General features: G+C 61.0%; 21 protein-coding genes. 8 read left to right on the top strand and 13 right to left on the bottom strand.

Annotation, left to right across the window (positions count from 1 at the left end; genetic code table 11):
* Nucleotides 1–237 precede the first annotated feature (237 nt).
* On the top strand, nt 238–1116 hold the full coding sequence (locus QN224_RS18280; RefSeq protein WP_283977843.1) for a GntR family transcriptional regulator: 879 nt from the start codon (nt 238–240) through the stop codon (nt 1114–1116).
* A gap of 33 nt (nt 1117–1149) precedes the next feature.
* Here the strand turns inward: QN224_RS18280 and QN224_RS18285 are convergent, their stop codons facing one another.
* The 3 genes from QN224_RS18285 to QN224_RS18295 all read right to left on the bottom strand — a co-directional run bounded on the left by QN224_RS18285 (nt 1150) and on the right by QN224_RS18295 (nt 5110).
* Nucleotides 1150–1950: an HpcH/HpaI aldolase/citrate lyase family protein gene (locus QN224_RS18285; protein ID WP_283977844.1), complete on the bottom strand. Its 801-nt coding sequence runs from the start codon at nt 1948–1950 to the stop codon at nt 1150–1152.
* 284 nt (nt 1951–2234) lie between these two features.
* The gene (gene gabD, locus QN224_RS18290) at nt 2235–3689 is read right to left on the bottom strand and encodes an NADP-dependent succinate-semialdehyde dehydrogenase (RefSeq protein ID WP_283977845.1); all 1455 of its coding nucleotides are present in this window, start codon (nt 3687–3689) and stop codon (nt 2235–2237) included.
* A gap of 32 nt (nt 3690–3721) precedes the next feature.
* Nucleotides 3722–5110, bottom strand: coding sequence for a pyridoxal-dependent decarboxylase (locus QN224_RS18295; RefSeq protein WP_283977846.1), 1389 nt, complete (start codon nt 5108–5110; stop codon nt 3722–3724).
* Nucleotides 5111–5247: 137 nt separating this feature from the next.
* On the opposite strand from QN224_RS18295, the gene QN224_RS18300 reads away from it, so the two are divergent.
* Nucleotides 5248–5844 carry a nitroreductase family protein gene (locus tag QN224_RS18300; RefSeq protein WP_283977847.1) on the top strand — a complete coding sequence of 199 codons (597 nt, stop codon included), beginning with the start codon at nt 5248–5250 and terminating at the stop codon, nt 5842–5844.
* 61 nt (nt 5845–5905) lie between these two features.
* Here the strand turns inward: QN224_RS18300 and gyrB are convergent, their stop codons facing one another.
* From gyrB to QN224_RS18325, 5 genes are all read right to left on the bottom strand, one after another.
* A complete protein-coding gene (gyrB, locus tag QN224_RS18305) occupies nt 5906–8341 on the bottom strand; it encodes a DNA topoisomerase (ATP-hydrolyzing) subunit B (RefSeq protein ID WP_283977848.1) in 2436 nt (811 codons plus the stop codon).
* A gap of 135 nt (nt 8342–8476) precedes the next feature.
* A complete protein-coding gene (locus QN224_RS18310; protein WP_173508602.1) occupies nt 8477–8854 on the bottom strand; it encodes a helix-turn-helix domain-containing protein in 378 nt (125 codons plus the stop codon).
* Nucleotides 8851–9417, bottom strand: coding sequence for a Smr/MutS family protein (locus tag QN224_RS18315; protein ID WP_283977849.1), 567 nt, complete (start codon nt 9415–9417; stop codon nt 8851–8853). Before QN224_RS18315 ends, QN224_RS18310 begins: the two co-directional genes overlap by 4 nt.
* The gene (locus tag QN224_RS18320; protein ID WP_283977850.1) at nt 9410–10516 is read right to left on the bottom strand and encodes a murein transglycosylase A; all 1107 of its coding nucleotides are present in this window, start codon (nt 10514–10516) and stop codon (nt 9410–9412) included. The genes QN224_RS18315 and QN224_RS18320 overlap by 8 nt, the downstream gene beginning before the upstream one ends.
* A gap of 7 nt (nt 10517–10523) precedes the next feature.
* Nucleotides 10524–11228, bottom strand: a complete 705-nt coding sequence (locus QN224_RS18325) for a Tim44/TimA family putative adaptor protein (RefSeq protein ID WP_173508605.1) — start codon at nt 11226–11228, stop codon at nt 10524–10526.
* 135 nt (nt 11229–11363) lie between these two features.
* Between QN224_RS18325 and QN224_RS18330 the strand changes: the two genes are divergently transcribed.
* Both QN224_RS18330 and secB read left to right on the top strand, forming a co-directional pair.
* Nucleotides 11364–11870 carry an FxsA family protein gene (locus QN224_RS18330; RefSeq protein WP_283977851.1) on the top strand — a complete coding sequence of 169 codons (507 nt, stop codon included), beginning with the start codon at nt 11364–11366 and terminating at the stop codon, nt 11868–11870.
* A 297-nt stretch (nt 11871–12167) separates the two neighbouring features.
* Nucleotides 12168–12671 (top strand): protein-export chaperone SecB, encoded by a 504-nt coding sequence (gene secB, locus QN224_RS18335; RefSeq protein WP_173508607.1) that lies wholly within the window; start codon nt 12168–12170, stop codon nt 12669–12671.
* A 57-nt stretch (nt 12672–12728) separates the two neighbouring features.
* Here the strand turns inward: secB and dnaQ are convergent, their stop codons facing one another.
* The 5 genes from dnaQ to QN224_RS18360 all read right to left on the bottom strand — a co-directional run bounded on the left by dnaQ (nt 12729) and on the right by QN224_RS18360 (nt 16431).
* Nucleotides 12729–13427, bottom strand: a complete 699-nt coding sequence (gene dnaQ, locus QN224_RS18340) for a DNA polymerase III subunit epsilon (protein WP_283977852.1) — start codon at nt 13425–13427, stop codon at nt 12729–12731.
* A gap of 119 nt (nt 13428–13546) precedes the next feature.
* Nucleotides 13547–14131: a dephospho-CoA kinase gene (coaE, locus tag QN224_RS18345; RefSeq protein WP_283977853.1), complete on the bottom strand. Its 585-nt coding sequence runs from the start codon at nt 14129–14131 to the stop codon at nt 13547–13549.
* On the bottom strand, nt 14128–14988 hold the full coding sequence (locus QN224_RS18350) for a shikimate dehydrogenase (RefSeq protein ID WP_283977854.1): 861 nt from the start codon (nt 14986–14988) through the stop codon (nt 14128–14130). Before QN224_RS18350 ends, coaE begins: the two co-directional genes overlap by 4 nt.
* Entirely contained in the window at nt 14981–15580 is a 600-nt protein-coding gene (locus QN224_RS18355) for a Maf-like protein (RefSeq protein ID WP_283977855.1), read from the bottom strand. The genes QN224_RS18350 and QN224_RS18355 overlap by 8 nt, the downstream gene beginning before the upstream one ends.
* A gap of 29 nt (nt 15581–15609) precedes the next feature.
* Entirely contained in the window at nt 15610–16431 is an 822-nt protein-coding gene (locus tag QN224_RS18360; RefSeq protein WP_173508612.1) for a pyruvate, water dikinase regulatory protein, read from the bottom strand.
* A 407-nt stretch (nt 16432–16838) separates the two neighbouring features.
* Between QN224_RS18360 and hemE the strand changes: the two genes are divergently transcribed.
* The 4 genes from hemE (at nt 16839) to mnmE (ending at nt 21578) form a co-directional block, all read left to right on the top strand.
* Nucleotides 16839–17870, top strand: coding sequence for a uroporphyrinogen decarboxylase (gene hemE, locus QN224_RS18365; protein ID WP_283977856.1), 1032 nt, complete (start codon nt 16839–16841; stop codon nt 17868–17870).
* A complete protein-coding gene (gene hemJ / locus QN224_RS18370) occupies nt 17867–18409 on the top strand; it encodes a protoporphyrinogen oxidase HemJ (RefSeq protein WP_283977857.1) in 543 nt (180 codons plus the stop codon). The genes hemE and hemJ overlap by 4 nt, the downstream gene beginning before the upstream one ends.
* Before the next feature lie 196 nt (nt 18410–18605).
* Nucleotides 18606–19871, top strand: coding sequence for a transcription termination factor Rho (gene rho, locus QN224_RS18375; RefSeq protein WP_173508615.1), 1266 nt, complete (start codon nt 18606–18608; stop codon nt 19869–19871).
* Between the two features lie 381 nt (nt 19872–20252).
* Entirely contained in the window at nt 20253–21578 is a 1326-nt protein-coding gene (gene mnmE, locus QN224_RS18380; RefSeq protein WP_283977858.1) for a tRNA uridine-5-carboxymethylaminomethyl(34) synthesis GTPase MnmE, read from the top strand.
* Nucleotides 21579–21619: the final 41 nt, after the last annotated feature.

Here is a 21619-nt window from a genome sequence, read left to right on the forward strand (position 1 = left end):
GCAAGGGCGTGGAAAGATCGGGGCGACCGAATGCCTAGAAATCGTTGCCGCAACGAAGACAAACCTGCGCCGCCGGGCTATTGCGTCACTACTTCGGTCGGCGCCGACTCGATGAACCATGCGGTAAATCAAAATGCTACTGCAGCTTCCGAGCGTCTGGTAAGACGCCCCAAGCCGTAGAACAGCAACAGTTCCGGGCGCGACGCCCGCAGCAACAGGGGACCGGCCGGACTTTCCATGGCGAAGCAGAACACCGTTTTCAAGGATGCCTTCAATCGCTGCCTGAAGCTGCTGGCGGAGACCTCCACGCTGCCTTCCGAACCGGAACTCGGGCAGGTGCTGGGGGTGAGCCGCACCACGGTCCGGGCCATTCTTTCCCGCTGCGAGGAGCTCAAGCTGATCATCTGGGACAAACGCCGGAAGATCGTACTGCGCCGCCCGGAGCCGTCCGACTATTTTCCGACCGAAGAGACCAATTCACTTGCCGAGATCATCGAGCGCAGTTTCATGCGCCGGATTCTGGCCGGAGGCGCCGAACCCGGCATGCAGATCAACGAGCTCGAACTCGCGCGCGAGATCGGCACAGGGACGACAAGCGTACGCGAATTCCTGATCCGCTTCAGCCGCTTCGGGCTGATCGAGAAGCGGCCGAATAGCCACTGGGTGCTCAAGGGTTTTACGCGCGAGTTCGCGCTCGAACTGACTGAAGTGCGGGAAATGTTCGAGCTGAGATCCGCCGCAAGCTTCGTCGCCCTGCCGGAGGAGCACCCCGCTTGGGAGGAGCTGAAGAAGATCGAGGCGGTGCACCGCGAAATCCTCGCCGACATCGATAACCGCTACAAGGAATTTTCCGAGCTCGACGAGCGCTTCCATCTGCTGGTGCATAAATCGTCCAGCAACCGCTTCATCATCGATTTCTACGACATCATCGCGATCGTCTTCCACTATCACTACCAATGGAACAAGGCGAACTCACGTGAACGCAATGCGCGTGCGCTCGAAGAGCATCTCTCCTATATCGCCGCGCTGCAGTCGCGCGACCCGAAGCAGGTGGATCAGGCTTGCCGGCGGCATTTGAAATCGGCTCGGGAGACCCTGCTGCAAAGCATTCCGTAACCGGCTACCGGGTTATCCTAGCCCGGTAGCCGCTCAGTAGCCGGATGTGGGCCTTGAGGTCTGTTGCTCGCCTGAAAATTCCTGCCGCAAGCGCTGCGTCGCGCTGACAAGGAGCGTGACGTCGGTGCCGATGGCCATGAAATCCGCGCCGAGATCGCGGTAATCGCGCGCCTGGGCAAGATCGAGGGTCATGATGCCGCGCGCCTTGCCGGCGCGTTTGATGCGCGCGAAAGCATCGACGATAGCGGCCCGGACTTCGGGGTCGCCGGAATTGCCGAGATAGCCCATGTCCGCGGCAAGGTCGGCCGGGCCGATGAAGAGGCCGTCCACGCCGTCGAGCGCGGCGATGGCGTCGATCGCATCCAGCCCCTTGCGGCTCTCGATCTGCAGGATGAGGCAAATCTCCTCGTTGGCCGTCTGCAGATAATCGCCGATCCGCCCAAAATTCGAGGCGCGGCCAAGAGCGGCGCCGACGCCGCGAATGCCGTGCGGCGGATAGCGAACGGCGCGGACCAGTTGCTGCGCCTGCTCGACGCTATCGACCATGGGGATAAGCAGGGTCTGAACGCCGGTGTCGAGCGCCTGCTTGATGAGCGCCGTATCGCCGACGGGCAGACGAACGATCGGATGGCTGGCGCGCCCCGCGATCGCGCGGAACTGCGCCGAAAGAAGCGGCAGGTCGTTCGGCGCGTGCTCACCGTCGATCAGGAGCCAATCGTAACCGCTATCGGCGATGATTTCGGCGGCGTAGGGACTGGCCAGCGCCACCCAGAGACCGAGCTGGAAACGGTTTTCGCGGATCGCCGCTTTAAAGGGGTTCTTTGGGGCCGGCATTGATCGCTCTCCTTTAGCGGAACTAATGATCAGAGCGGATTGCCCCTCACCCTAGCCCTCTCCCCGCTTGCGGGGACTGGGACGTCACGGCTTGTCCCTTCTCCCCGCAAGCGGGGAGAAGGTGCCGGCAGGCGGATGAGGGGCAATGGCCGCAGCTTTTGCAACCCCGCTCGCGAAAAGTCCTGGTGCTCAATCACTCAGAATCGATGACAAGGCTAGCTTATTACCCGCAAAAGAAAACCGGCCAGAATGTCCCGGCCGGCTAGTTTTCCACGGGCTCTACCTCAGGCAATACCGCCGAGGCAGACGTACTTGATCTCCATGAACTCCTCGATGCCGTATTTCGAGCCTTCGCGGCCGAGGCCGGAAAGCTTGACGCCGCCGAACGGCGCCTCGGCTGTGGAGATGAGCCCGGTATTGACACCGACCATGCCGTATTCCAGCGCTTCCGCGACCCGGAAGACGCGCGCGAGATCCTTGGCGTAGAAATAGGAGGCAAGGCCGAACTCGGTGTCGTTGGCCTGGGCGATCACATCGGCCTCGTCCTTGAAGCGGAAGAGCGGGGCAACGGGCCCGAAGGTCTCCTCGCGCGCGACGGCCATCGCCTGGGTGACGTCGGCCAGCACCGTTGCCTCGAAGAACGTGCCCCCGAGGGCATGGCGCCTGCCGCCCTGGACCACGCGGGCGCCCTTGGCAAGCGCATCAGCCACATGCTCCTCGACCTTGGCGAGCGCCGGCTGGTCGATCAACGGCCCGAGAATGACACCTTCCTCCATGCCGTTGCCGGTCTTCAACTTGGCGACGGCAGCGGCAAGCTTTTCGGAGAAGGCTTCATAGACGCCGTCCTGCACATAGATGCGGTTGGCGCAGACGCAGGTCTGGCCGTTGTTACGGAATTTTGCGATCAGCGCACCCTCGACCGCCGCATCGAGATCGGCATCGTCGAAGACGATGAAAGGCGCATTGCCGCCGAGCTCGAGACCAAGTTTCTTGATCGTCGCGGCACTCTGGCGGTAGAGCTCGGCACCGACCTCGGTCGAGCCGGTGAAAGTCAGCTTACGCACGGTCGGGTTCGAGGTCATCTCGGCGCCGATCTCGCGCGCCGAACCGGTGATGACGCTGAAGAGGCCCTTCGGCATGCCGGCGCGCTCGGCGAGCACGGCAATCGCTATCGCCGAGAAGGGCGTCTGTGCGGCGGGTTTCAGCACCATCGCGCAGCCGGCGGCAAAGGCGGGGCCGGCCTTGCGGGTGATCATGGCATTGGGGAAGTTCCAGGGCGTGATGGCGGCGACGACGCCAATCGGCTGTTTCATCACCAGAATGCGCTTATCCTTCTGATGGCCGGGCACGAGATCGCCATAGACGCGACGCCCCTCTTCGGCGAACCACTCGATGAAACTGGCACCGTAGACGATTTCCCCGGTCGCTTCCGGGAGCGGCTTGCCCTGCTCCATCGTCAGGATTCGGCCGAGATCGTCCTTGTTCTCGATCATCAGCTCGAACCATCGGCGCAGCACGCCCGCCCGCTCCTTGGCGGTCTTCGCCGCCCATTCCTTCTGCACCCGCGCTGCGGTTTCGATTGCGGCCCGGGTCTCGGCGGCACCAAGCTTCGGAACACGGCCGATGATCTCACCGGTCGCCGGATTGTTCACCTCAATCGCGTTTTTCGGGTCGGCTTCGATCCAGTTTTCGCCGACGAGAGCGGCCTGGCGAAACAGCGACGGGTCTTTCAAGTTCATGGCGCGTCCTTCCTCGGAAAAAACTACAGAACTTATACAACTTTTTTAGACAGTTCGACAATCACCTTGAACGCCGTTTCTGCATCATCCTGCGTCATGCTGAATTGCCCCGCCTGAAACCGGATGGCAATGCGCCCGTCGACGCGCGTCTGCGTCAGGTAGATCCGGCCGTCGTCGTTGATCGCCTTCACCAGAGCGAGATTATGGGCGTCGGCATCGGAGCCGCCGGCATGTCGAAACGAAAAGAGAGACAGAACCGGTTCTGTAACGATTTCAAAGCCCGGTTCGTTCCGCAAGCGCTCCGCCAGATTCTCAGCCCAGCGCTGCCTCAGTCCCGAAAGCCCATGGAAGCGCAACAGGAACCACAGCTTGAGCGCCCGGAAGCGGCGCCCGAGGGGCACGGACCATTCCGAATAGTTCATGATGCCGTCCTGCCCATGCGTCTTCAGATATTCCGGCTGGATTGCCAGCGTGCGGACGAGATCGTCGGGACTGCGGACGAAATGGGCGGAGCAGTCGAACTGGGCACCAAGCCATTTATGCGGATTGAAGACGACCGAATCGGCGCCCTCGACACCCTGCCAGAGTTGGCGGAATTCCTCGCAGATCATCGCTGCCCCTGCCCAGGCGGCGTCCACGTGGACGTAGAGTCCATGTTCTCGGGCGACGCGGACGACTTCGGCAATATCATCGCAGGCGCCGACACTGGTCCCGCCTGTGCAAGCGATGATGCCCGCCGGAACATAACCTGCCTTGCGGTCAGTCTCGATCGCCGCGGCAAGGGCAACGCAGTCCATCGCCCGACGCTCGCCGACTGTCGGTATGCGGACAAGGTTCTCTTCGCCGATGCCGCTCACCCAGATGGCACGGTCTATCGAGGTGTGGACCTGGTCGGAGGAATAGACGCGGACTTTAGGATTGGCGGCGAGCCCCGCCCGATTGCCGTTCCAGGCCAAGGCCTTTTCCCGCATCACCAGAACGGCGGCGAGCGTGGCGGACGACGCGGAATCCTGAATGACACCGGAAAAATCCGCTGGCAGGCCGATCGCCTGCCGCAACCAATCCAGCATCTTCGTCTCAAGCTCGGTCGCTGCCGGTGAGGTCTGCCAGAGCATGCATTGCGCCGCGACTGCGGTGACCAAGTATTCGGCGACGACCGAGACGGGCGCGGCATTGGCCGGGAAGTAGGCAAAGAAACGCGGGTGCTGCCAGTGCGTCATGCCCGGCATGATAACTGTCTCGAAATCCTCGAAGATCCGCTCCATGGCCTCGCCGGCTTCCGGCGGGGATTGCGCGATTTCGCCCGCTATCGCGCCGGCGTCCGTCTGCGCTCGGACGGGACGATCCCGTAGCGATTGCCGGTAGTCCACACCCCAATCCGCGGCCCTGGCTGGCCAATACCTGAACGTTGCCTCGTCCATCGTCCCCTCCCATTTCCATGTTGCGGTTCCATCGATGCTGGAACTTTTGTAGCGTGACGCCGAATCCGCCCTCCTGGCCACCACCGAAACGTTGGGATCTCCCAAGCGGATTCATGCGCAAATAAGGATGTTCGTTCGTGACAGAAATCAACCATAGAAGAGCCGACCACCCGATCCACTCGATCTTCCTGGAGCGCTGGTCGCCGCGCGCCTTTACCGGCGAGGAAATCAGCGAAAAGGATCTGCTTGCCCTCTTTGAAGCGGCACGTTGGGCACCTTCGGCGAGCAACAACCAGCCGTGGCGGTTCGTCTACGCGCGCCGCGGCACCGAGCACTTCGCGTCGCTCCTGGACATTCTCGATGAAAGCAACCAGCGCTGGGCGAAAAACGCCGCGGCGATCGTCATGATTCTTTCGAAGACACATAGGCTTACCTCGACTGGCGAGATGCGACCGGCCTACACACACGCCTTCGACACCGGCGCTTCATGGTTCGCACTTGCGCTGCAGACCCGGCTTGCCGGGTTGTACGCTCATGCGATGGCGGGAATTGACCGGGACAAGGCCGTGCGCGTGCTCGGCGTACCGGAACACTACCGGGTCGAAGCCGCCGTCGCGCTCGGCAAACTTGCCGATCCGTCCACGCTTCCGGACGATCTGCGCGAGCGGGAAAAACCGAGCCAGCGCAAGCCGCTCGCCGACTTCGTCTTCGAGGGCCGGTTCAAGGCCGACTGATACCACGAAAGAAAACCGGCGCCTTTCGGCGCCGGCAATCCGTCGATTCCACACCAACAGATCAGATATCGAGGTTGGCGACGCTCAGGGCGTTTTCCTGGATGAAATCGCGCCGCGGCTCCACCTCGTCACCCATCAGGCGTGAGAACAGGCCGTCGGCGTCGGTCGCATCGGCAACCTTGACCTGCAGCAGCGAACGGACATTCGGATCGAGCGTGGTTTCCCAGAGCTGCTCGGCATTCATCTCGCCAAGACCCTTGTAACGCTGCATCGTTAGCCCCTTGCGGCCGGCCGCGAAGATCGCATCGAGCAGCGCTCGCGGACCGCTGATGGCCTGGGTGCCATCACGGCGGCGCAGCACCGGCGGTTCGGAATAGACTTCCTTCAGTTTCGGCGTCAGTTGGTCGATATGGCGGGCGTCGGAGGAGCCGATCAGCGCCATGTCGAGCACCGCGACTTCCTTGACGCCGCGCACCATGCGCTCAAGCTTCAGGCCGCCTTCCGCAGTGACCATCCCCGACCAGCCGCGCTCGGTCTCCTCGGCGATCACGTCGAGTCGGCGCGCCACTTCCGCCGCCGCGTCCTGAAATTCATCGCGCCGGCCATTCAGTTCGACATTCAACGCGCCGGCAATGGCAGCCTGCTCCACGATCGCCCGGCTGTAGCGGGAGTGCAGGCCATCCATCAGCGAACGCAAGCGCAGCGCATCATTGATGACCTCGCGCAGGTCCTGGCCGGCTCTCACCTCGCCGGACGCAAGCGCAAGGGACGCTTCCTCGAGGCCCATGCTGATCAGGTAGTCTTCGAGCGCCTTCTCGTCCTTCAGGTATTGCGTGGACTTGCCGCGCGTCACCTTATAGAGCGGCGGTTGGGCGATATAGAGGTGGCCGCGCTCGATCAGTTCCGGCATCTGCCGGAAGAAGAAGGTGAGCAGCAGCGTGCGGATATGGGCGCCGTCGACGTCGGCATCCGTCATGATGATGATCTTGTGATAGCGCAGCTTATCGGCGTTGAACTCGTCCTTGCCGATCGAGGTGCCGAGCGCCGTGATCAGCGTTCCGATTTCCTGGCTCGAAAGCATCTTGTCGAAGCGCGCGCGCTCGACATTGAGGATCTTGCCGCGCAGCGGAAGGATCGCCTGGTTCTCGCGCGAACGGCCCTGCTTGGCCGAACCGCCTGCCGAATCACCCTCCACGAGGAACACTTCCGACTTCGCCGGATCGCGCTCGGAGCAATCGGCGAGCTTGCCGGGCAGCGACGAGATATCGAGCGCACCCTTGCGGCGCGTCAACTCGCGCGCCTTGCGCGCCGCTTCGCGCGCCGCGGCCGCCTCGACAACCTTGCCAACGAGGATCTTGGCCTCGCTTGGGTGCTCCTCGAACCACGTGCTCAGTGCTTCGTTGACCAAGCTCTCGACCACAGGTCGGACCTCAGACGAAACGAGCTTGTCCTTGGTTTGCGAGGAAAACTTCGGATCCGGCACCTTGACAGAGAGAACCGCCGTCAAGCCTTCACGGCAATCCTCACCCTGAAGCGTGACCTTTTCCCTTTTTGTGATTCCGGACGAATCGGCATAGGACGTTACCTGACGCGTCAGTGCGCCGCGGAAGCCGGCCATATGGGTGCCGCCATCACGTTGCGGGATGTTGTTGGTGAAGCAGAGCACGTTCTCGTGGTAGCTGTCGTTCCACCACATCGCCACCTCGACGGTGATGCCGTCTTTCTCGCCGCGGATCGAGACCGGCTTGTGCACGAGCGGCTTCTTCGCCCGATCAAGATAGGCGACGAAGGCCTCCAGTCCGCCTTCATACATCAGCTCATCGCGGCGGATGTCCGAATGGCGCTTGTCGGTCAACACGATGCGGACGCCGGAATTCAGGAAGGCGAGCTCACGCAGGCGGTGTTCAAGTATCCCGTAGTCAAATTCTATGTTCGAGAAGGTCTGCTCGCTCGGGAGGAAGGTGACTTCCGTGCCGGTCTCGCTTCCAGCATCTCCGGTAACCGTCAGCGGCCCATCGGCAACGCCGTGGGTGAAGCTCATCTCATGAATCTTGCCGGCGCGGCGGATCTTGAGTTTCAGCGAGACGGACAGCGCATTGACGACGGAAACGCCCACGCCGTGCAGGCCGCCCGAGACCTTGTAGGAGTTCTGGTCGAATTTGCCGCCGGCGTGAAGCTGCGTCATGATGACCTCGGCCGCCGAGACGCCCTCTTCCCGGTGGATGTCGGTCGGGATGCCGCGGCCGTTGTCGGTCACCGTCACCGAACCCTCCGGATTGAGCGTCACCGTGACGATATCCGCATGACCGGCAAGCGCTTCATCGATCGCGTTGTCGACGACCTCATAGACCATGTGATGCAGACCGGAACCATCGTCGGTGTCGCCGATATACATGCCCGGCCGCTTGCGTACGGCATCGAGCCCTTTCAGCACCTTGATGGAATCGGCACCATATTCGGCGATGGCGCCGGTTTCGGTCTCAGGAAAATCGGTCATTCGGCTTCAGGTCTTTCCAGGTTTTGCGAACGTCGTGATTCAGTGCGAATCACAGCGCGAGAGGCCTCGCGGAATATAGGAAATTTGTCCACGGGTTCCAAATCCCGGGCCGCGCGAGACGGCCGGGAAAGGCTTTCATCCCCTGTCATTATCAGGAATTGTGGCTTTTTCCAAAATATCTTCCAAAGCCCGGATCGTCTCCTCCGACAAACTGCGAATCTGGCCGCTCAACCGGTTGGCAAACGCGGTGTGGCCGGGCGGCAGGCCGGACGTGTCGAGTACGACCTTCGGGTCGGAAATGTCGGCGATCCGGAAGAGCTCGTCCGCCTCGTCCCAGATGACGTTGAAATAGCCGGCGACGCGTTGGAGGAAGTCGAAACTCGGTGCCCCGCGTTTGCCGTGTTCAAGCGCCGAAAGGTAGGCCGCCGAAACGCCGATTGCAGCCGCCATCTGCTTTTGCGACACGCCCTTCCGGCGCCGCAGTTCGCGCATGGCCTCGCCAAAGGGCGTCATATCGCACTTCCCTTGGCACGCGCCAAGCGGACATAAAGCGCACCCTCACCGCCATGGTTTCGCGCCGCCGGCTCGTAGGACGAGATCAGAGACCGGAACTCCGGAAGCGAAAACCAGAGCGGCACCGCCCGTTTCAGCGCGCCATCACTACCGAGCGATGTGCCCTTGCCAGTGATGACCAGCACTTGGCGAAGGCCGCGCTCGTGCGCCTTAAGGAGAAACTGCAAGAGGAGGCCATGGGCTTCACTCTGGATCATGCCGTGCAGGTCGATCCGCGCTTCAAGCGCCAGACGGCCCTTTGAGAGCTTGCGTTTCACCGGTCTCTCGAGCGGATGATGACGGCGCTCGGGCTTGCCTTTGCTGAGCGCAAAGCCCTGTTCATTTTTTTCACGCGAGGCTGCCGCAAGGTTCGGAGATTCCGGCGCCGCGGCGAGCGACTCCTTTTCGCTCTCGCCAAGCAGATCCGCAAGATCGTCGAGGCGGCCGGGCATTGGCCTGGTCGAACGTGCGACCTTCCCCCAAAGAATGCGATCCTCTGGCGAAAGCTTCTTTTCCTTAGCCATGGCGGTATCTGGCCGCGGCCGCACGAGGAACGAAGATGAAGAAGTCCGCGGCATCGCGCACCGATCCAGCGAGATCGCCCGCCGCGTCACCGGATCCGGTAAAGATGTCTCCCCGCGCAGGCCCGACGATCGCAGAACCGGTGTCCAGCGCGAGCATCAGACGCGCGAACGAACGCCCACCGTCGAGATGGGTCAGGGTCTCGCTGGCGATGTAGAACGGGACGCCGAAGGTGTGAATGAGCCGATCGACCGCAAGCGACCGGCCCGGCTCCAGCGGCACCTTTGCCGCGGCAACGGGGCCCAGGTCTTCATCATCTACCGACGCCTCGCGAAAGAAGATGAAGGACCGATTGTGCCACAGAACTTCGTCCACCTCTTCAGGATGCGCGGCAAGCCAATTGCGGATGCTGGCCATAGACACGGTTGCGGCATCTATTTCTCCGCGATCGATCAGCAGCTTTCCGATTGCGGAAAAGCGGTGCCCGGTCTTTGCCGCATAGGTTATGCGGCGGCGCGATCCGTCCGGATAGACCAGTCGGGCTGCACCCTGCACATGAACGAAAAAGACATCGACCTTCGAGCGGGCATAGGCGATCTCAAGCCCGCGCCCCGCGAGAAGACCCCGCTCGATCGCCTGGCGGTCCGGGTACTCTTCGATCTGATCGCCCGAAAGGCGACCGAAGGCGAAATAGGGATCCATACCTTCCGGCCGGTTCGCGTCGTCGACATCGATCAAATCGGCCGGTCTGCGATAGAAGGGAAAGCGAAAGATCTCATCCGCCTCGGCGCGAACCTCGATCTCCGGCTCGTAGAAGGCGGTGACGAAGCCCGTCCCGCCCTCGCTGGTCCGGACCCTGAACGGGAGGAACTGCTGCTCGAAGAAGGCGCGCGCAGCCGTCGGACTAGAAACATTGACGCCGGCCGCCTCGAAAGCGGGCAACAGGTCGGCCACGGAAATGCCGAGCGAGCCCGTCTTGTAGGGTTTGGCCGTGGCGACGTGGTGATGGCAGCGCCGAAGAGCCGCAATGACGGGTGTCGGGTCGTCCGCCTGCCAACCCGGCAATTCCGAAAAGGCAACCGGCTCGAGATGAAAGGCCATGATCGCCTCAGTTTTCCGATTCTGTGGCGATCAGCTTCCAGTTCGGATCACGCGATCGGATATCACGTGCAAAGGTCCAGAGGTCGTTCACCTCTGCAACGGAGTCGGCATCGCCATCTATCAGCTTGCCCTGTTTGTCATAGGTGGCGGAAATGAGCTGGCTGATGATCCGGACGGTGATATTTTCCTCGTTGTCCTTGATTTCCGCATGGGTGATGTCGGCCTTCTCGATGCCGACAAAGGTGGATTTGACCACCTCGCCCCTGGCCTCCCGCTCAGAAATGGCGGCATCGAAGCCCTCGTAGACCTCGCGCGACAACAAACCCTTGAGCGTCTTGCGGTCGCCATCCGCGAAGGCCATGACGATCATCTCGTAGGCCATCTTGGCGCCGTTGACGAACTCCTCCGGATTGAAGCTGCGATCGGCATCGCTCAGAGCCCTGAGCTGGCCGTTCAAAGGCGTGCCAACCTTGGCAAAGGTATCGATGGCTGTGTAGCGGGACTCCTCCTCGGCCGCACTTTCGCGACGGGGGAGTTGCACGACCTTGCCGTTGTCGGTGTTCTCCGGCCCCTTGCTCACCTCGCGCGGCGAATAGGGATCGAAAGGCGGGCGTTCACTGCCGGTCCGGCGCCCCAGAACGCTGCGCAACTGCAGGAAGATGACCACGGCAGCGATCAGGAAAAAAAACGTGATGAAGTCAAAAGAGCCCATTTCCACCCGGAACCGCTGTTAGAATTACTCTGAACTATTCCATATAGTCCGCAAGGATAAACCATTCAAATGGCGATGTCGCACCCTTAAACCGGAGGCCAACCAATTGCACGAAACTTCTTGGGAGCGGCGCCGATGCGTTCCTTGATCCTCCCGCTTGTCATCCTCGGGCTTCCGCTCGCCGAAATCGCCGGCTTCGTCATCGTCGGTCGCGAAGTCGGGCTGCTGGCGACGCTGCTCCTCGTATTCCTGAGCGGTGCGGTCGGCATCGTCTTGCTGCGCATCCAGGGATTCGAGGTGTTTCGCCGCGTGCAGGAGTCGGCTCGCGCGGGCCGCGATCCGGGCCGTGACGTTCTGGAGGGCGCGCTGGTCTTCGTCGCAGCGATCCTCCTGATCGTTCCGGGTTTCATCAGCGACATAATCGGTCTGTTCTTGTTCCTTCCGCCGATAAGGCGCGCCTTCGCCACATTCCTGCAGACAAGATTGACTATAGTGACGGCCGGAACCGGTTTTTATCGCTCCGGCACTGCCGAAAGCGGCAGGCGAACGGGGCCACGCGTCATCGATCTGGACGAGGATGAATTCTCCCGGGAAAAGAAGGATGACGATGGGTCGAAGCCCACGAACCGGATTTCCCGCTGAAATCACGGCGGTAAACGACAAGGCGCCGCGCGCTTTTCCCCATTCACCCGGGAACGGGTTTATAATGCGTGAGGCGAAGGTACGGAACGGGCGAAAATCGCTCGTCTCGTACCGCTGCTGCATGTTTTCTTGAATCGCAGCCAAGGATGAAACACGCAGCAATCCAAAGTGCTACAGCGTTCTTCGCGCGGTCGATGAGACGCGCGGCGCTGTAGGAAAGGCCCGGATGGCAAGGGTTGTAAGCCCAAGTCCGAAATGTTAGATGGCCTCACCGATTTGATGTCCGAGGAAACCCTTATGACGACTGATACCGCATCCACTGGCAACGGCGGCGCCCAGCAAAGCCCTGCACTCAATATCCTGGCCCAGTATGTCAAGGATCTTTCCTTCGAGAATCCCGGTGCGCCGCGTTCTCTGCAGGCCCGTGACCGCGCCCCGTCGATCAACATCAATGTCAACGTCAACGCCAATCCGCTCGCCGAGAACGATTTCGACGTCGTTCTGTCGCTGAATGCGGAAGCAAAGGACGGCGACAAGCTTCTGTTCAACGTCGAACTCGCCTATGGCGGCGTATTCCGTGTTTCCGGTTTTCCGCAGGAGCACATGCTGCCACTGCTCTTCATCGAGTGCCCGCGGCTTCTCTTCCCGTTCGCGCGCCAGATCGTCTCCGACGCAACCCGCAACGGCGGTTTCCCGCCGCTGATGATCGATCCGATCGATTTCGCGCAGATGTTTGCCCAGCGCATGGCCGAAGAAAAGGTCCGCGCCCAGGTCGCCAACAGCAACGACACGGCCAACTGATCCGCTGTCGGCTAGTTCCTAAAGAAAGAGGCCCGGTTTACGCCGGGCCTTTTTCTTTCAGCACTCGTATTTCGACCAGATTGCCTTGTTGCCGATCTTGGCGATAAGGGCGACATGTGCCGCGATTTCGGCCTCCGTCAACCGGACCGGCAAAGGTCGCGGCCGCTGCAGGACGATGATCGGTCCGTCCTCGGCTTCGATCGTCTGGCCGCCGGCCACGCTCGTTACGAGGCCAAGCGCCGCCTGCCGGCCGCCGATCATCTCGATGTAGACTTCCGCCAGGAGTTCGGAGTCGAGAAGCGCGCCGTGCTTGGCTCGATGGGAATTGTCGATGCCATAGCGCCGGCAGAGGGCATCGAGTGAATTCGGGCCCATCGGATGTTTTCGCCTGGCGAGAACGAGTGTGTCCGTCACATATTCGCTCACTACCGGCGGAAGGCCCAAACGGGCAAATTCGGCGTTGATGAAGCTGATGTCGAAGGTGGCGTTGTGCGCCACCCAGCGCGCGCCGCCGAAAAACTCGAGGATCTCGTCGGCGACGTCGGCAAAGCTCGGCTTGTCCTTCAGAAATTCGTCAGTGATGCCGTGGACGGCCAAGGCGTCCGGGTGGACCTTGCGGTCGCCTGGATTGATGTAGAGATGCAGCGTACGCCCCGTCGGAAACTGGTTTTCAAGCTCGACGCCGCCGATTTCGATCACGCGGTCGTCGCGGCTGTCGAGGCCCGTCGTTTCCGTATCGAAGATGATTTCACGCATACAGTCTCTCCTGGGTCAGGCTGGATCGGAGCGAATCAATCCGGGACCACATGCGGTCGAATCTAGCAACTTGAAGCGCTGTACGGGACAAAAAACCGGCGCGCACGACCGCCCATCCCCTAGCTTGCACGCAAGCGGGCGACGATCGCCCGAATTTGCGCTCGGGTGACGTCGAAACTGTCGCTCGTGTCGATGATATGGTCCGCCCGTTCGCGCTTTTCGCTGTCGGGGATCTGGCGCGCGAGGATCATCGCAAATTTTTCCTCCGTCATTCCCGGCCGCTTCATGACCCTTTCCCGCTGTTTTTCGGGCGCACAGGTGACGACGACGACCTGGTCGACGCGTCCTTCCGCCTTCGTTTCGAAAAGCAGGGGAATGTCGAGGACAACAAAGGGTGCACCGGCAGCCCGGTGCCGGTCGATGAATTCCCTCTCCTTGGCACGAACGAGCGGATGCACGATCTGCTCCAGTTCACGAAGCCGCCCGGGGCTGGCAAGGAGCTGCCGCGAAAGCTCGGCCCGGTCGATGACCCCGTCCTTTGCCACACCGGGAAATGCAGCTTCGACCGGTGCCACCGCTTCACCGCGATAGAGTTCGTGGACCGCGTCGTCGGCGTCGTTCACCGGAACGCCGAACTCGCGGAACATCTGGGCCGCGGTCGACTTGCCCATTCCGATCGATCCCGTGAGCCCGACAATGATCATCCGTGACTGTCCATATCGTGAATGATGATCTGCCGAAGGGTTTCGTCGACTACCGGCCGGCGGCCAAACCATTTTTCGAATCCGGGCACCGCCTGATGCAACAGCATGCCAAGCCCGTCGACGATCGCAAAGCCCTGATCTTCGGCCTGGCGCAGCAATGGCGTTTTGAGCGGCACATAGACAATATCCGTGACGACCGCCCCCTCGTCCATCATCGAGAAATCGATCTCCGGCGCCGGCTCGCCATCCATGCCGAGCGAGGTCGTGTTGACGAAAAGCCCCGCGCCCGACATCACTTCGGGCAAGGCCCCGAGCGGGTGGGCGTGGACGGCGGCGCCGAAGCGATCCGCCAGTTCCTGCGCCCTCTCGGGTGTGCGGTTTACCACATGGATTGCCTTGACACCGCGATCGCGCACCGCCTGGATCACTGCGCGACTTGCACCGCCGGCGCCGAGGACGACGGCGGTCGAAATTCTGTCCCACCCTTTCGCGCGCTCGTCGAGATTGGCGACGAACCCTCGCCCGTCGGTGTTCGTCGCGCAAATCTCTCCGTCTTCAACCCACAAGGTATTGGCGGCGCCGAGCTCGGCGCTCAGTTCGTCCGGACGATCGGAAAGGCGGAATGCGGCTTCCTTATGGGGAATGGTGACGTTGCCGCCACAGAGTCCGGAAGCGCCGCTCTTCAGTTGAAGCATGAATTCCGGAAAGCCTTCCGGCGGGATCTCATAGGCCCTATAGCTGCCGGCAATCCCCAACTCCCTCAGCCAATAGCCGTGGATCAGCGGCGAGCGCGAATGCCTCACCGGAAATCCGGTGACGAAGGCATGGTTAACAAATGTTTCACGTGAATCACGCATCGATCGAGCCCAGGTCACGGAGTTTCGAGAGGAGCGGCAACATCGGCAAGCCGAGAATCGTGAAATAGTCGCCTTCGATCTTTTCGAAAAGCTGGATGCCCTCGCCTTCGAGCTGATAGGCGCCGACGCTTGCAAGCGCCTTCTCGCCGACCCTTGCAAGGTGTCTTTCGATGAAGCCCCGAGTGAGCGGCCGCACTGTCATATGGGCAGAGGAAACGTGGCGCCAGACGACCTCGCCGTCACGGACGAGAACGATCGCACTGTTCAGACTGTGCGTCTTTCCGGACAGCGAAAAGAGATGGTCGGCCGCCTCGTCCATGTCCTTCGGCTTGTGATAGACGCGCGACCCGAGCGACATGGTCTGATCCGAACCGATGACGAGCGCGCCATCGAAATGCCGTGCGACATCCCTTGCCTTGGCCTCCGCCAATTCCAGCGCGACATCCGATGGCGAAGCGCCGCTTGCCTCGAGCGGTTGCTCCAATGCCCGCTCGTCCACGTTGGCGGCTCTTGCCTGAAATGTCAGCCCGGCGTTTTCCAACAGCGCGCGACGAAAGGGACTGGCGGAAGCCAACACGAGTGCGGTCGTCATTGTTAAATCCCGGGTTTTCCTGTTTCGCTCTATCTGAGCCGCGGGCGCAGGGCAACGATCGCAGCGGCGGTTTCCTCTATCGACCGGCGCGTCACGTCGATCATTGGCCAATTGTTGCGCGCACAGAGCGAGCGGGCATATTTCAACTCCTCGGCGATCGAGGCCCGGTCGGTATACTGTTCGCCATGGAAGCTCTGGGTCGTCCCGAGCAGGCGGTGCTGGCGCACCTGCGAGATCCTGTCGGCGGTCGCGATAAGGCCAACGACGAGCGGTTTCGTCGCGCTGATCAGACCGTCTGGCAACGGCACTCCAGGCACGATCGGGATGTTCGCCGTTTTGATGCCGCGATTGGCAAGATAGATGCTCGTCGGCGTCTTCGACGTACGACTTACGCCGACAAGAACGACATCGGCCTCGTCGAAATCCGCCGGCATCTGGCCATCGTCATGGTCCATGGTGAAGTTCAGCGCCTCGATCCGGGCGAAATACTCGGCGTCCATGACGTGCTGCGCTCCCGAGCGGCGCCGGGATGGCGAGCCGAGATAAGACTGAAACAGATCGATGATCGGGTCCAGCACCGAAACACAAGGCACGCCGATCTCGCGGCAGCGCTGATCGATGATGTCGGCAAGCTCGCGGTCGACGATCGTGTAAAGAACAATGCCCGGCGCGCCATCGATCGCGTCCAGCACCTGCATCAGCTGCTTCCGGTTCCGGATCAGCGGATAGACATGCTCCAGCGCATGCGACGACTGGAATTGCGCCGCAGCCGCGCGCCCCGCTGCAATCAGAGTCTCGCCCGTCGAATCGGAGACGAGATGCAGGTGGAAATAGTTTTTTCGGTTCTCCACGCAATTCTCCGGGGGCTGTTGATAGGCCGGGACAAAAACAGCTAACGGCGCGGCAGCCGTTCAGGCAAGTGGAAAAGCGCCGACTTATTCACATCCCAGCCTCTTCCGGAGAACGTCGAGCGCCTCATGTGGACAAGACTCATGGCGACGACAAAATGTCACGCGATTCGACAGCTTGTCCACAGAAAGCGCAAGATTCGCGAACCACGTAAGTTTCGGACTTTTCAATGTTTTCTGCTCTTTCCTCGCTCCGTTGCGGAAAATTGCCTATTTTCTCCCGGCATCGCACGGCTCCAGTGGGAGCACTGGATGAACTGCGGAGGGATTTTAATCCTTGATAGCCACCGACTCTAAGAAATAGAAACCTTTTAGATTCAGTTTGATTATTAGATTGGGAGAAGTCGCGGGTGAGCGTGAAACGTCGCAAGGTCCTCGAGGTGCTGGACGGGAAATGTCTCACGCCTCCACCGATCTGGCTCATGCGCCAGGCGGGACGTTACCTCCCGGAATATCGTGAGACGCGGGCGAAGGCGGGAAGCTTCCTCGATCTTTGCTACACTCCCGAACTGGCCGTGGAAGTGACATTGCAGCCGATCCGGCGATATGCTTTCGACGCCGCAATCCTCTTTTCCGATATCCTCGTGATCCCGGATGCGCTTCACCGGAATGTGCGCTTCGAGGAAGGTCACGGGCCGAAGATGGATCCGATCGACGCGGACGGCATTGCGCGCCTGAGTGCCGCCGGCGTCTCCGATCACCTGCGGCCGGTGTTCGAGACGGTTTCGCGGCTGCGTCGGAAGTTGCCGGCGGAGACGACGCTGCTTGGTTTCTGTGGCGCACCATGGACCGTAGCGACCTACATGATCGCCGGGCACGGGACGCCGGATCAGGCTCCTGCCCGTCTGTTCGCCTATCGTTACCCGAAAGCGTTCGACGATCTGCTGGCGTTCCTGGCCGACATTTCGGCGGACTATCTGGTGGAGCAGATCGACGCGGGTGCGGATGCGGTGCAAATCTTCGATTCCTGGGCGGGTGTGCTGGGCGAGGAGGAATTCGCCCGTTTCGCCGTCGAGCCCGTCCGGCGGTTGATCGCTTCCGTTCGCGCGAGGCGACCGGCAGCCAAGGTCATTGCCTTCGCGAAGGGCGCGGGGCTTTTGCTCAAGGATTATCGGCAGTCGACCCGCGCCGACGCGATCGGGCTCGACTGGTCGGTGCCCCTGTCGTTTGCGGCCGAGCTCCAGAAGGATGGCCCCGTCCAAGGGAATCTGGATCCTATGCGGGTCGTCGCCGGCGGTGCCGCTTTGGAAAGCGGAATCGACCGGATCCTCGATGCGCTCGGAAACGGGCCGCTGATCTTCAATCTGGGCCATGGGATTACGCCGCAGGCGGACCCGGAGCACGTCGCGGCGCTGGTTTCGCGGGTCCGCTGGAGACGATGATGCTGGAGCGCCAGACCGACAGCGGCCCGGGGAACAGAGCGCGCCTGCGCGCCTGGATCGCCCTCTCCGCCTTTGCCCTGCTGCTGGTCGGCCTGTTCGTGCTACAGCCGGACGATCTCTACCTTTGGATCAAGGCGTTGCACGTCATTGCGGTCATATCCTGGATGGCAGCGCTTCTCTACATGCCGCGCCTCTTCATCTACCACACCGACGCGGCGCCGGGATCGGCGCAGTCCGAGACGTTCAAGATGATGGAACGGCGCTTGCTGAAGGTCATCATGAACCCGGCGATGATGATCTCATGGGCGCTCGGCCTTTATCTCGCCTGGAGCGTTTATGGCTTTCAGGGCGGCTGGCTGCACGCCAAGCTGTTTTTCGTCGTGCTACTAACGATCGTGCACATGCATTTCAGCCGCGCAGTGAAAGCGTTCGAGCGGGACGAGAATCACCGCGATGCTCGCTACTGGCGGCTGATGAACGAAGCACCGACACTGCTGATGATTCTCATCGTCATCATGGTCGTGGTGAAACCATTTTGAATTCAATCGATTTTTAGCTGCAATAGTTGTCGCTAATTTGTGCGAGCCCCTTGCGGCGTTTCACGTGAATCGCTATTTTCCCTCATCTCCTTCTTCTCGTGGCTTGTGACAAAGTTTAGAGCCTGCCTCTTCCCTCTCGCAGCTCCCTTACAAAATCACGCCAACCTCCATTCCCCATACGACACGTGGACTCTTCATGGCTGAAATGAAGCTTCAAGAACTTAAGAACAAGACGCCGACCGATCTCCTGGCCTTTGCCGAAGAGCTCGAGGTCGAGAACGCCAGCACGATGCGCAAGCAGGAGTTGATGTTCGCAATCCTCAAGATGCTCGCCACGCAGGATACGGAGATCATCGGTGAAGGCGTCGTTGAGGTGCTGCAGGACGGGTTCGGCTTCCTCCGCTCCGCCAATGCAAACTACCTTCCCGGCCCGGACGATATCTATATTTCGCCCTCGCAGATCCGCCGGTTTTCCCTGAAGACCGGCGATACAGTCGAAGGACCGATTCGTGGTCCGAAGGAAGGCGAGCGTTATTTCGCGCTGCTGAAGGTCAACACGATCAACTTCGACGATCCGGAAAGAATCCGCCATAAGGTGCATTTCGACAACCTGACGCCGCTCTATCCGAACGAGCGGTTCAAGATGGAACTCGAGGTTCCGACGTCGAAAGATCTTTCCGCGCGCGTCATCGATCTGGTGGCGCCGCTTGGAAAGGGCCAGCGCGGGCTGATCGTGGCACCGCCACGCACCGGTAAGACGGTGCTGCTGCAGAACATCGCTCACTCGATCACCGCCAACCATCCGGAGTGCTATCTGATCGTTCTCCTGATCGACGAACGGCCGGAAGAAGTGACCGACATGCAGCGTTCGGTGAAGGGCGAAGTGGTCTCCTCGACTTTCGACGAGCCGGCGACGCGCCACGTGCAGGTTGCAGAGATGGTCATCGAGAAGGCGAAGCGCCTCGTCGAGCACGGCAGGGACGTCGTTATTCTGCTCGACTCGATTACGCGCCTCGGCCGCGCCTATAACACCGTAGTGCCGTCATCCGGTAAGGTCCTGACCGGCGGTGTCGATGCCAACGCGCTCCAGCGCCCGAAGCGTTTCTTTGGTGCGGCGCGCAACATCGAGGAAGGCGGCTCGCTGACGATTATCGCCACCGCGCTGATCGATACCGGCAGCCGCATGGACGAAGTGATCTTCGAAGAATTCAAGGGCACCGGTAACTCCGAAATCGTCCTCGATCGCAAGGTCGCCGATAAGCGCATCTTCCCGGCGATGGACATTCTGAAGTCCGGGACGCGCAAGGAGGATCTCCTGGTGCCGCGGCAGGATCTCCAGAAGATCTTCGTTCTTCGCCGCATCCTTGCTCCGATGGGCACCACCGATGCAATCGAGTTCCTGATCGACAAGCTGAAGCAGACGAAGACGAACGGCGATTTCTTCGAATCGATGAATACCTGATAGGTTTTCAAGTTTCTCGGATTTCAAATGGCCAAGGCGCGGCGCGTCTTGGCCATTTTCATTTTGTGGTATTCCGTCGAGATTCATTAGCCGGATTCGGCGTGAACACATGGCGCGCGCCTGTCCGTTCGCCGCGATGATTCACGTGAAACACGTGCGTCGCGTTTCACATGAATGGTGGCGCCGTTGTGAGATACTTGATTTCCGGCGCCGCTGGGTGCATAAGTCGCGGCGCTCTGCATCCTGTGCAGAAATGGCGAGAGTTGCTTGGCAGAACGAAGACGATGCCGTTCAAAGAAGCAGCCGCTCTAACCCTCAATGACAGAAATCGAACCGAGCTCGCGGCACTATGCAGTGCGCTCGGGATGGCCGGTAGCCGCGATGCAGTTTACGGATACGATATACGCACTTTCGAGCGGCGCCTTGCCGGCGGGCGTTGCGGTTATCCGCATCAGCGGACCGGCAACGGCCAACGCAGTTGCGCAGCTTTGCGGATCCTTGCCGCAAGCTCGCTCCGCGAGCCTGAAAACGATTCGGACTCGAAATGGTGATGCGTTGGATAGCGGGCTGGTGGTCTATTTTCCGGGGCCCGCTTCCTTTACGGGCGAAGACTGCTGCGAGTTGCAGGTTCACGGCGGGCGAGCCGTCGTTCACGCCATACTGGATGAGCTTGCGGGAATTGACGGCCTGCGCCACGCGGATGCGGGCGAGTTTTCACGGCGTGCATTTCAGAACGGCAAGATGGATCTGGTAGAGGTCGAGGGCCTTGCCGATCTGATCGCGGCCGAGACGGAGATGCAGCGGCGGTTGGCGCTCGAACACTCGGGCGGCGGCCAGTCTTCGCTCTACGAAGGTTGGGCGCGTCGCCTGACGCATGCGCGGGCGATGATCGAAGCCGAACTTGATTTCGCCGATGAGGAGGACGTCCCGGGTTCGGTCAGCGCATCGATCTGGAAGGACGTGGAGAAGCTCCGTGGTGAGATCGGCGCGCATATCGGCCAGGCAGGTTTGGCGGAAATAATTCGCGATGGTCTCAAGATCGTCATTGCCGGTGAGCCGAATGCCGGGAAGTCGAGTCTGCTGAATGCGTTGGCCAAGCGCGACATCGCCATCGTCACCGAAATCGCCGGAACGACTCGTGACATTATTTCGGTCGACCTTTCCTTAGCCGGATTCTCCGTTAAGTTGTTCGACACCGCAGGGTTGCGGGAGACCGAAGAACTCGTCGAGCGAGAGGGAATTCGGCGCGCACTCGAGACTATCGGAAGGGCCGATCTCGTGCTCCTGTTATCGGATAATCCGGCACGTTTTGCGGTTAGTGAAGCCGTTCCGGGTAATGTCCCGCTCATAAGGGTCGCGACCAAGATTGATCGTGGCGATGTTTCGTGGCTGCCAAGCGATGCGGATGTATTCCTGTCGACCAAGACCGGGGCCGGCATCGCCGACCTGCTCGACGTATTGGGGACCTACCTCCCCGATCTGGCGGGCAAGACGTCATTGTCGATGCCATCGCGAAAGCGTCATGTCGATTGCCTTCGCCAAGCGAGCGCGGCTTTGGAGCGCAGTTTATCGTCGGCGGCCCTGGGACTGGACATTCAGGCGGAGCAACTTCGCGTTGCCGGCGATGCGCTCGGCCGGATCACGGGGCGGGTCGACGTGGAGAACCTGCTCGATGTGATATTTTCAGAGTTCTGTATCGGAAAATAGTTAGACCGGGCAAATACAGCGCCGCGAGTCATTCACAGCGT

The organism is Sinorhizobium sp. 7-81, assembly GCF_030124405.1.
In the GTDB taxonomy this organism is placed as follows: domain Bacteria; phylum Pseudomonadota; class Alphaproteobacteria; order Rhizobiales; family Rhizobiaceae; genus Sinorhizobium; species Sinorhizobium psoraleae.

What these genes read in the sequence shown, in the direction of transcription:
- QN224_RS18350 (WP_283977854.1), bottom strand. Translation starts at nt 14,988, where the DNA reads ATGCGTGATTCACGTGAAACATTTGTTAACCATGCCTTCGTCACCGGA.
- QN224_RS18325 (WP_173508605.1), bottom strand. Translation starts at nt 11,228, where the DNA reads ATGGGCTCTTTTGACTTCATCACGTTTTTTTTCCTGATCGCTGCCGTG.
- QN224_RS18315 (WP_283977849.1), bottom strand. Translation starts at nt 9,417, where the DNA reads ATGGCTAAGGAAAAGAAGCTTTCGCCAGAGGATCGCATTCTTTGGGGG.
- QN224_RS18295 (WP_283977846.1), bottom strand. Translation starts at nt 5,110, where the DNA reads ATGGACGAGGCAACGTTCAGGTATTGGCCAGCCAGGGCCGCGGATTGG.
- hemJ (WP_283977857.1), top strand. Translation starts at nt 17,867, where the DNA reads ATGATGCTGGAGCGCCAGACCGACAGCGGCCCGGGGAACAGAGCGCGC.
- gabD (WP_283977845.1), bottom strand. Translation starts at nt 3,689, where the DNA reads ATGAACTTGAAAGACCCGTCGCTGTTTCGCCAGGCCGCTCTCGTCGGC.
- QN224_RS18355 (WP_283977855.1), bottom strand. Translation starts at nt 15,580, where the DNA reads ATGACGACCGCACTCGTGTTGGCTTCCGCCAGTCCCTTTCGTCGCGCG.
- QN224_RS18285 (WP_283977844.1), bottom strand. Translation starts at nt 1,950, where the DNA reads ATGCCGGCCCCAAAGAACCCCTTTAAAGCGGCGATCCGCGAAAACCGT.
- QN224_RS18330 (WP_283977851.1), top strand. Translation starts at nt 11,364, where the DNA reads ATGCGTTCCTTGATCCTCCCGCTTGTCATCCTCGGGCTTCCGCTCGCC.
- secB (WP_173508607.1), top strand. Translation starts at nt 12,168, where the DNA reads ATGACGACTGATACCGCATCCACTGGCAACGGCGGCGCCCAGCAAAGC.
- rho (WP_173508615.1), top strand. Translation starts at nt 18,606, where the DNA reads ATGGCTGAAATGAAGCTTCAAGAACTTAAGAACAAGACGCCGACCGAT.
- QN224_RS18280 (WP_283977843.1), top strand. Translation starts at nt 238, where the DNA reads ATGGCGAAGCAGAACACCGTTTTCAAGGATGCCTTCAATCGCTGCCTG.
- dnaQ (WP_283977852.1), bottom strand. Translation starts at nt 13,427, where the DNA reads ATGCGTGAAATCATCTTCGATACGGAAACGACGGGCCTCGACAGCCGC.
- gyrB (WP_283977848.1), bottom strand. Translation starts at nt 8,341, where the DNA reads ATGACCGATTTTCCTGAGACCGAAACCGGCGCCATCGCCGAATATGGT.
- QN224_RS18320 (WP_283977850.1), bottom strand. Translation starts at nt 10,516, where the DNA reads ATGGCCTTTCATCTCGAGCCGGTTGCCTTTTCGGAATTGCCGGGTTGG.
- mnmE (WP_283977858.1), top strand. Translation starts at nt 20,253, where the DNA reads ATGCAGTTTACGGATACGATATACGCACTTTCGAGCGGCGCCTTGCCG.
- QN224_RS18310 (WP_173508602.1), bottom strand. Translation starts at nt 8,854, where the DNA reads ATGACGCCCTTTGGCGAGGCCATGCGCGAACTGCGGCGCCGGAAGGGC.
- coaE (WP_283977853.1), bottom strand. Translation starts at nt 14,131, where the DNA reads ATGATCATTGTCGGGCTCACGGGATCGATCGGAATGGGCAAGTCGACC.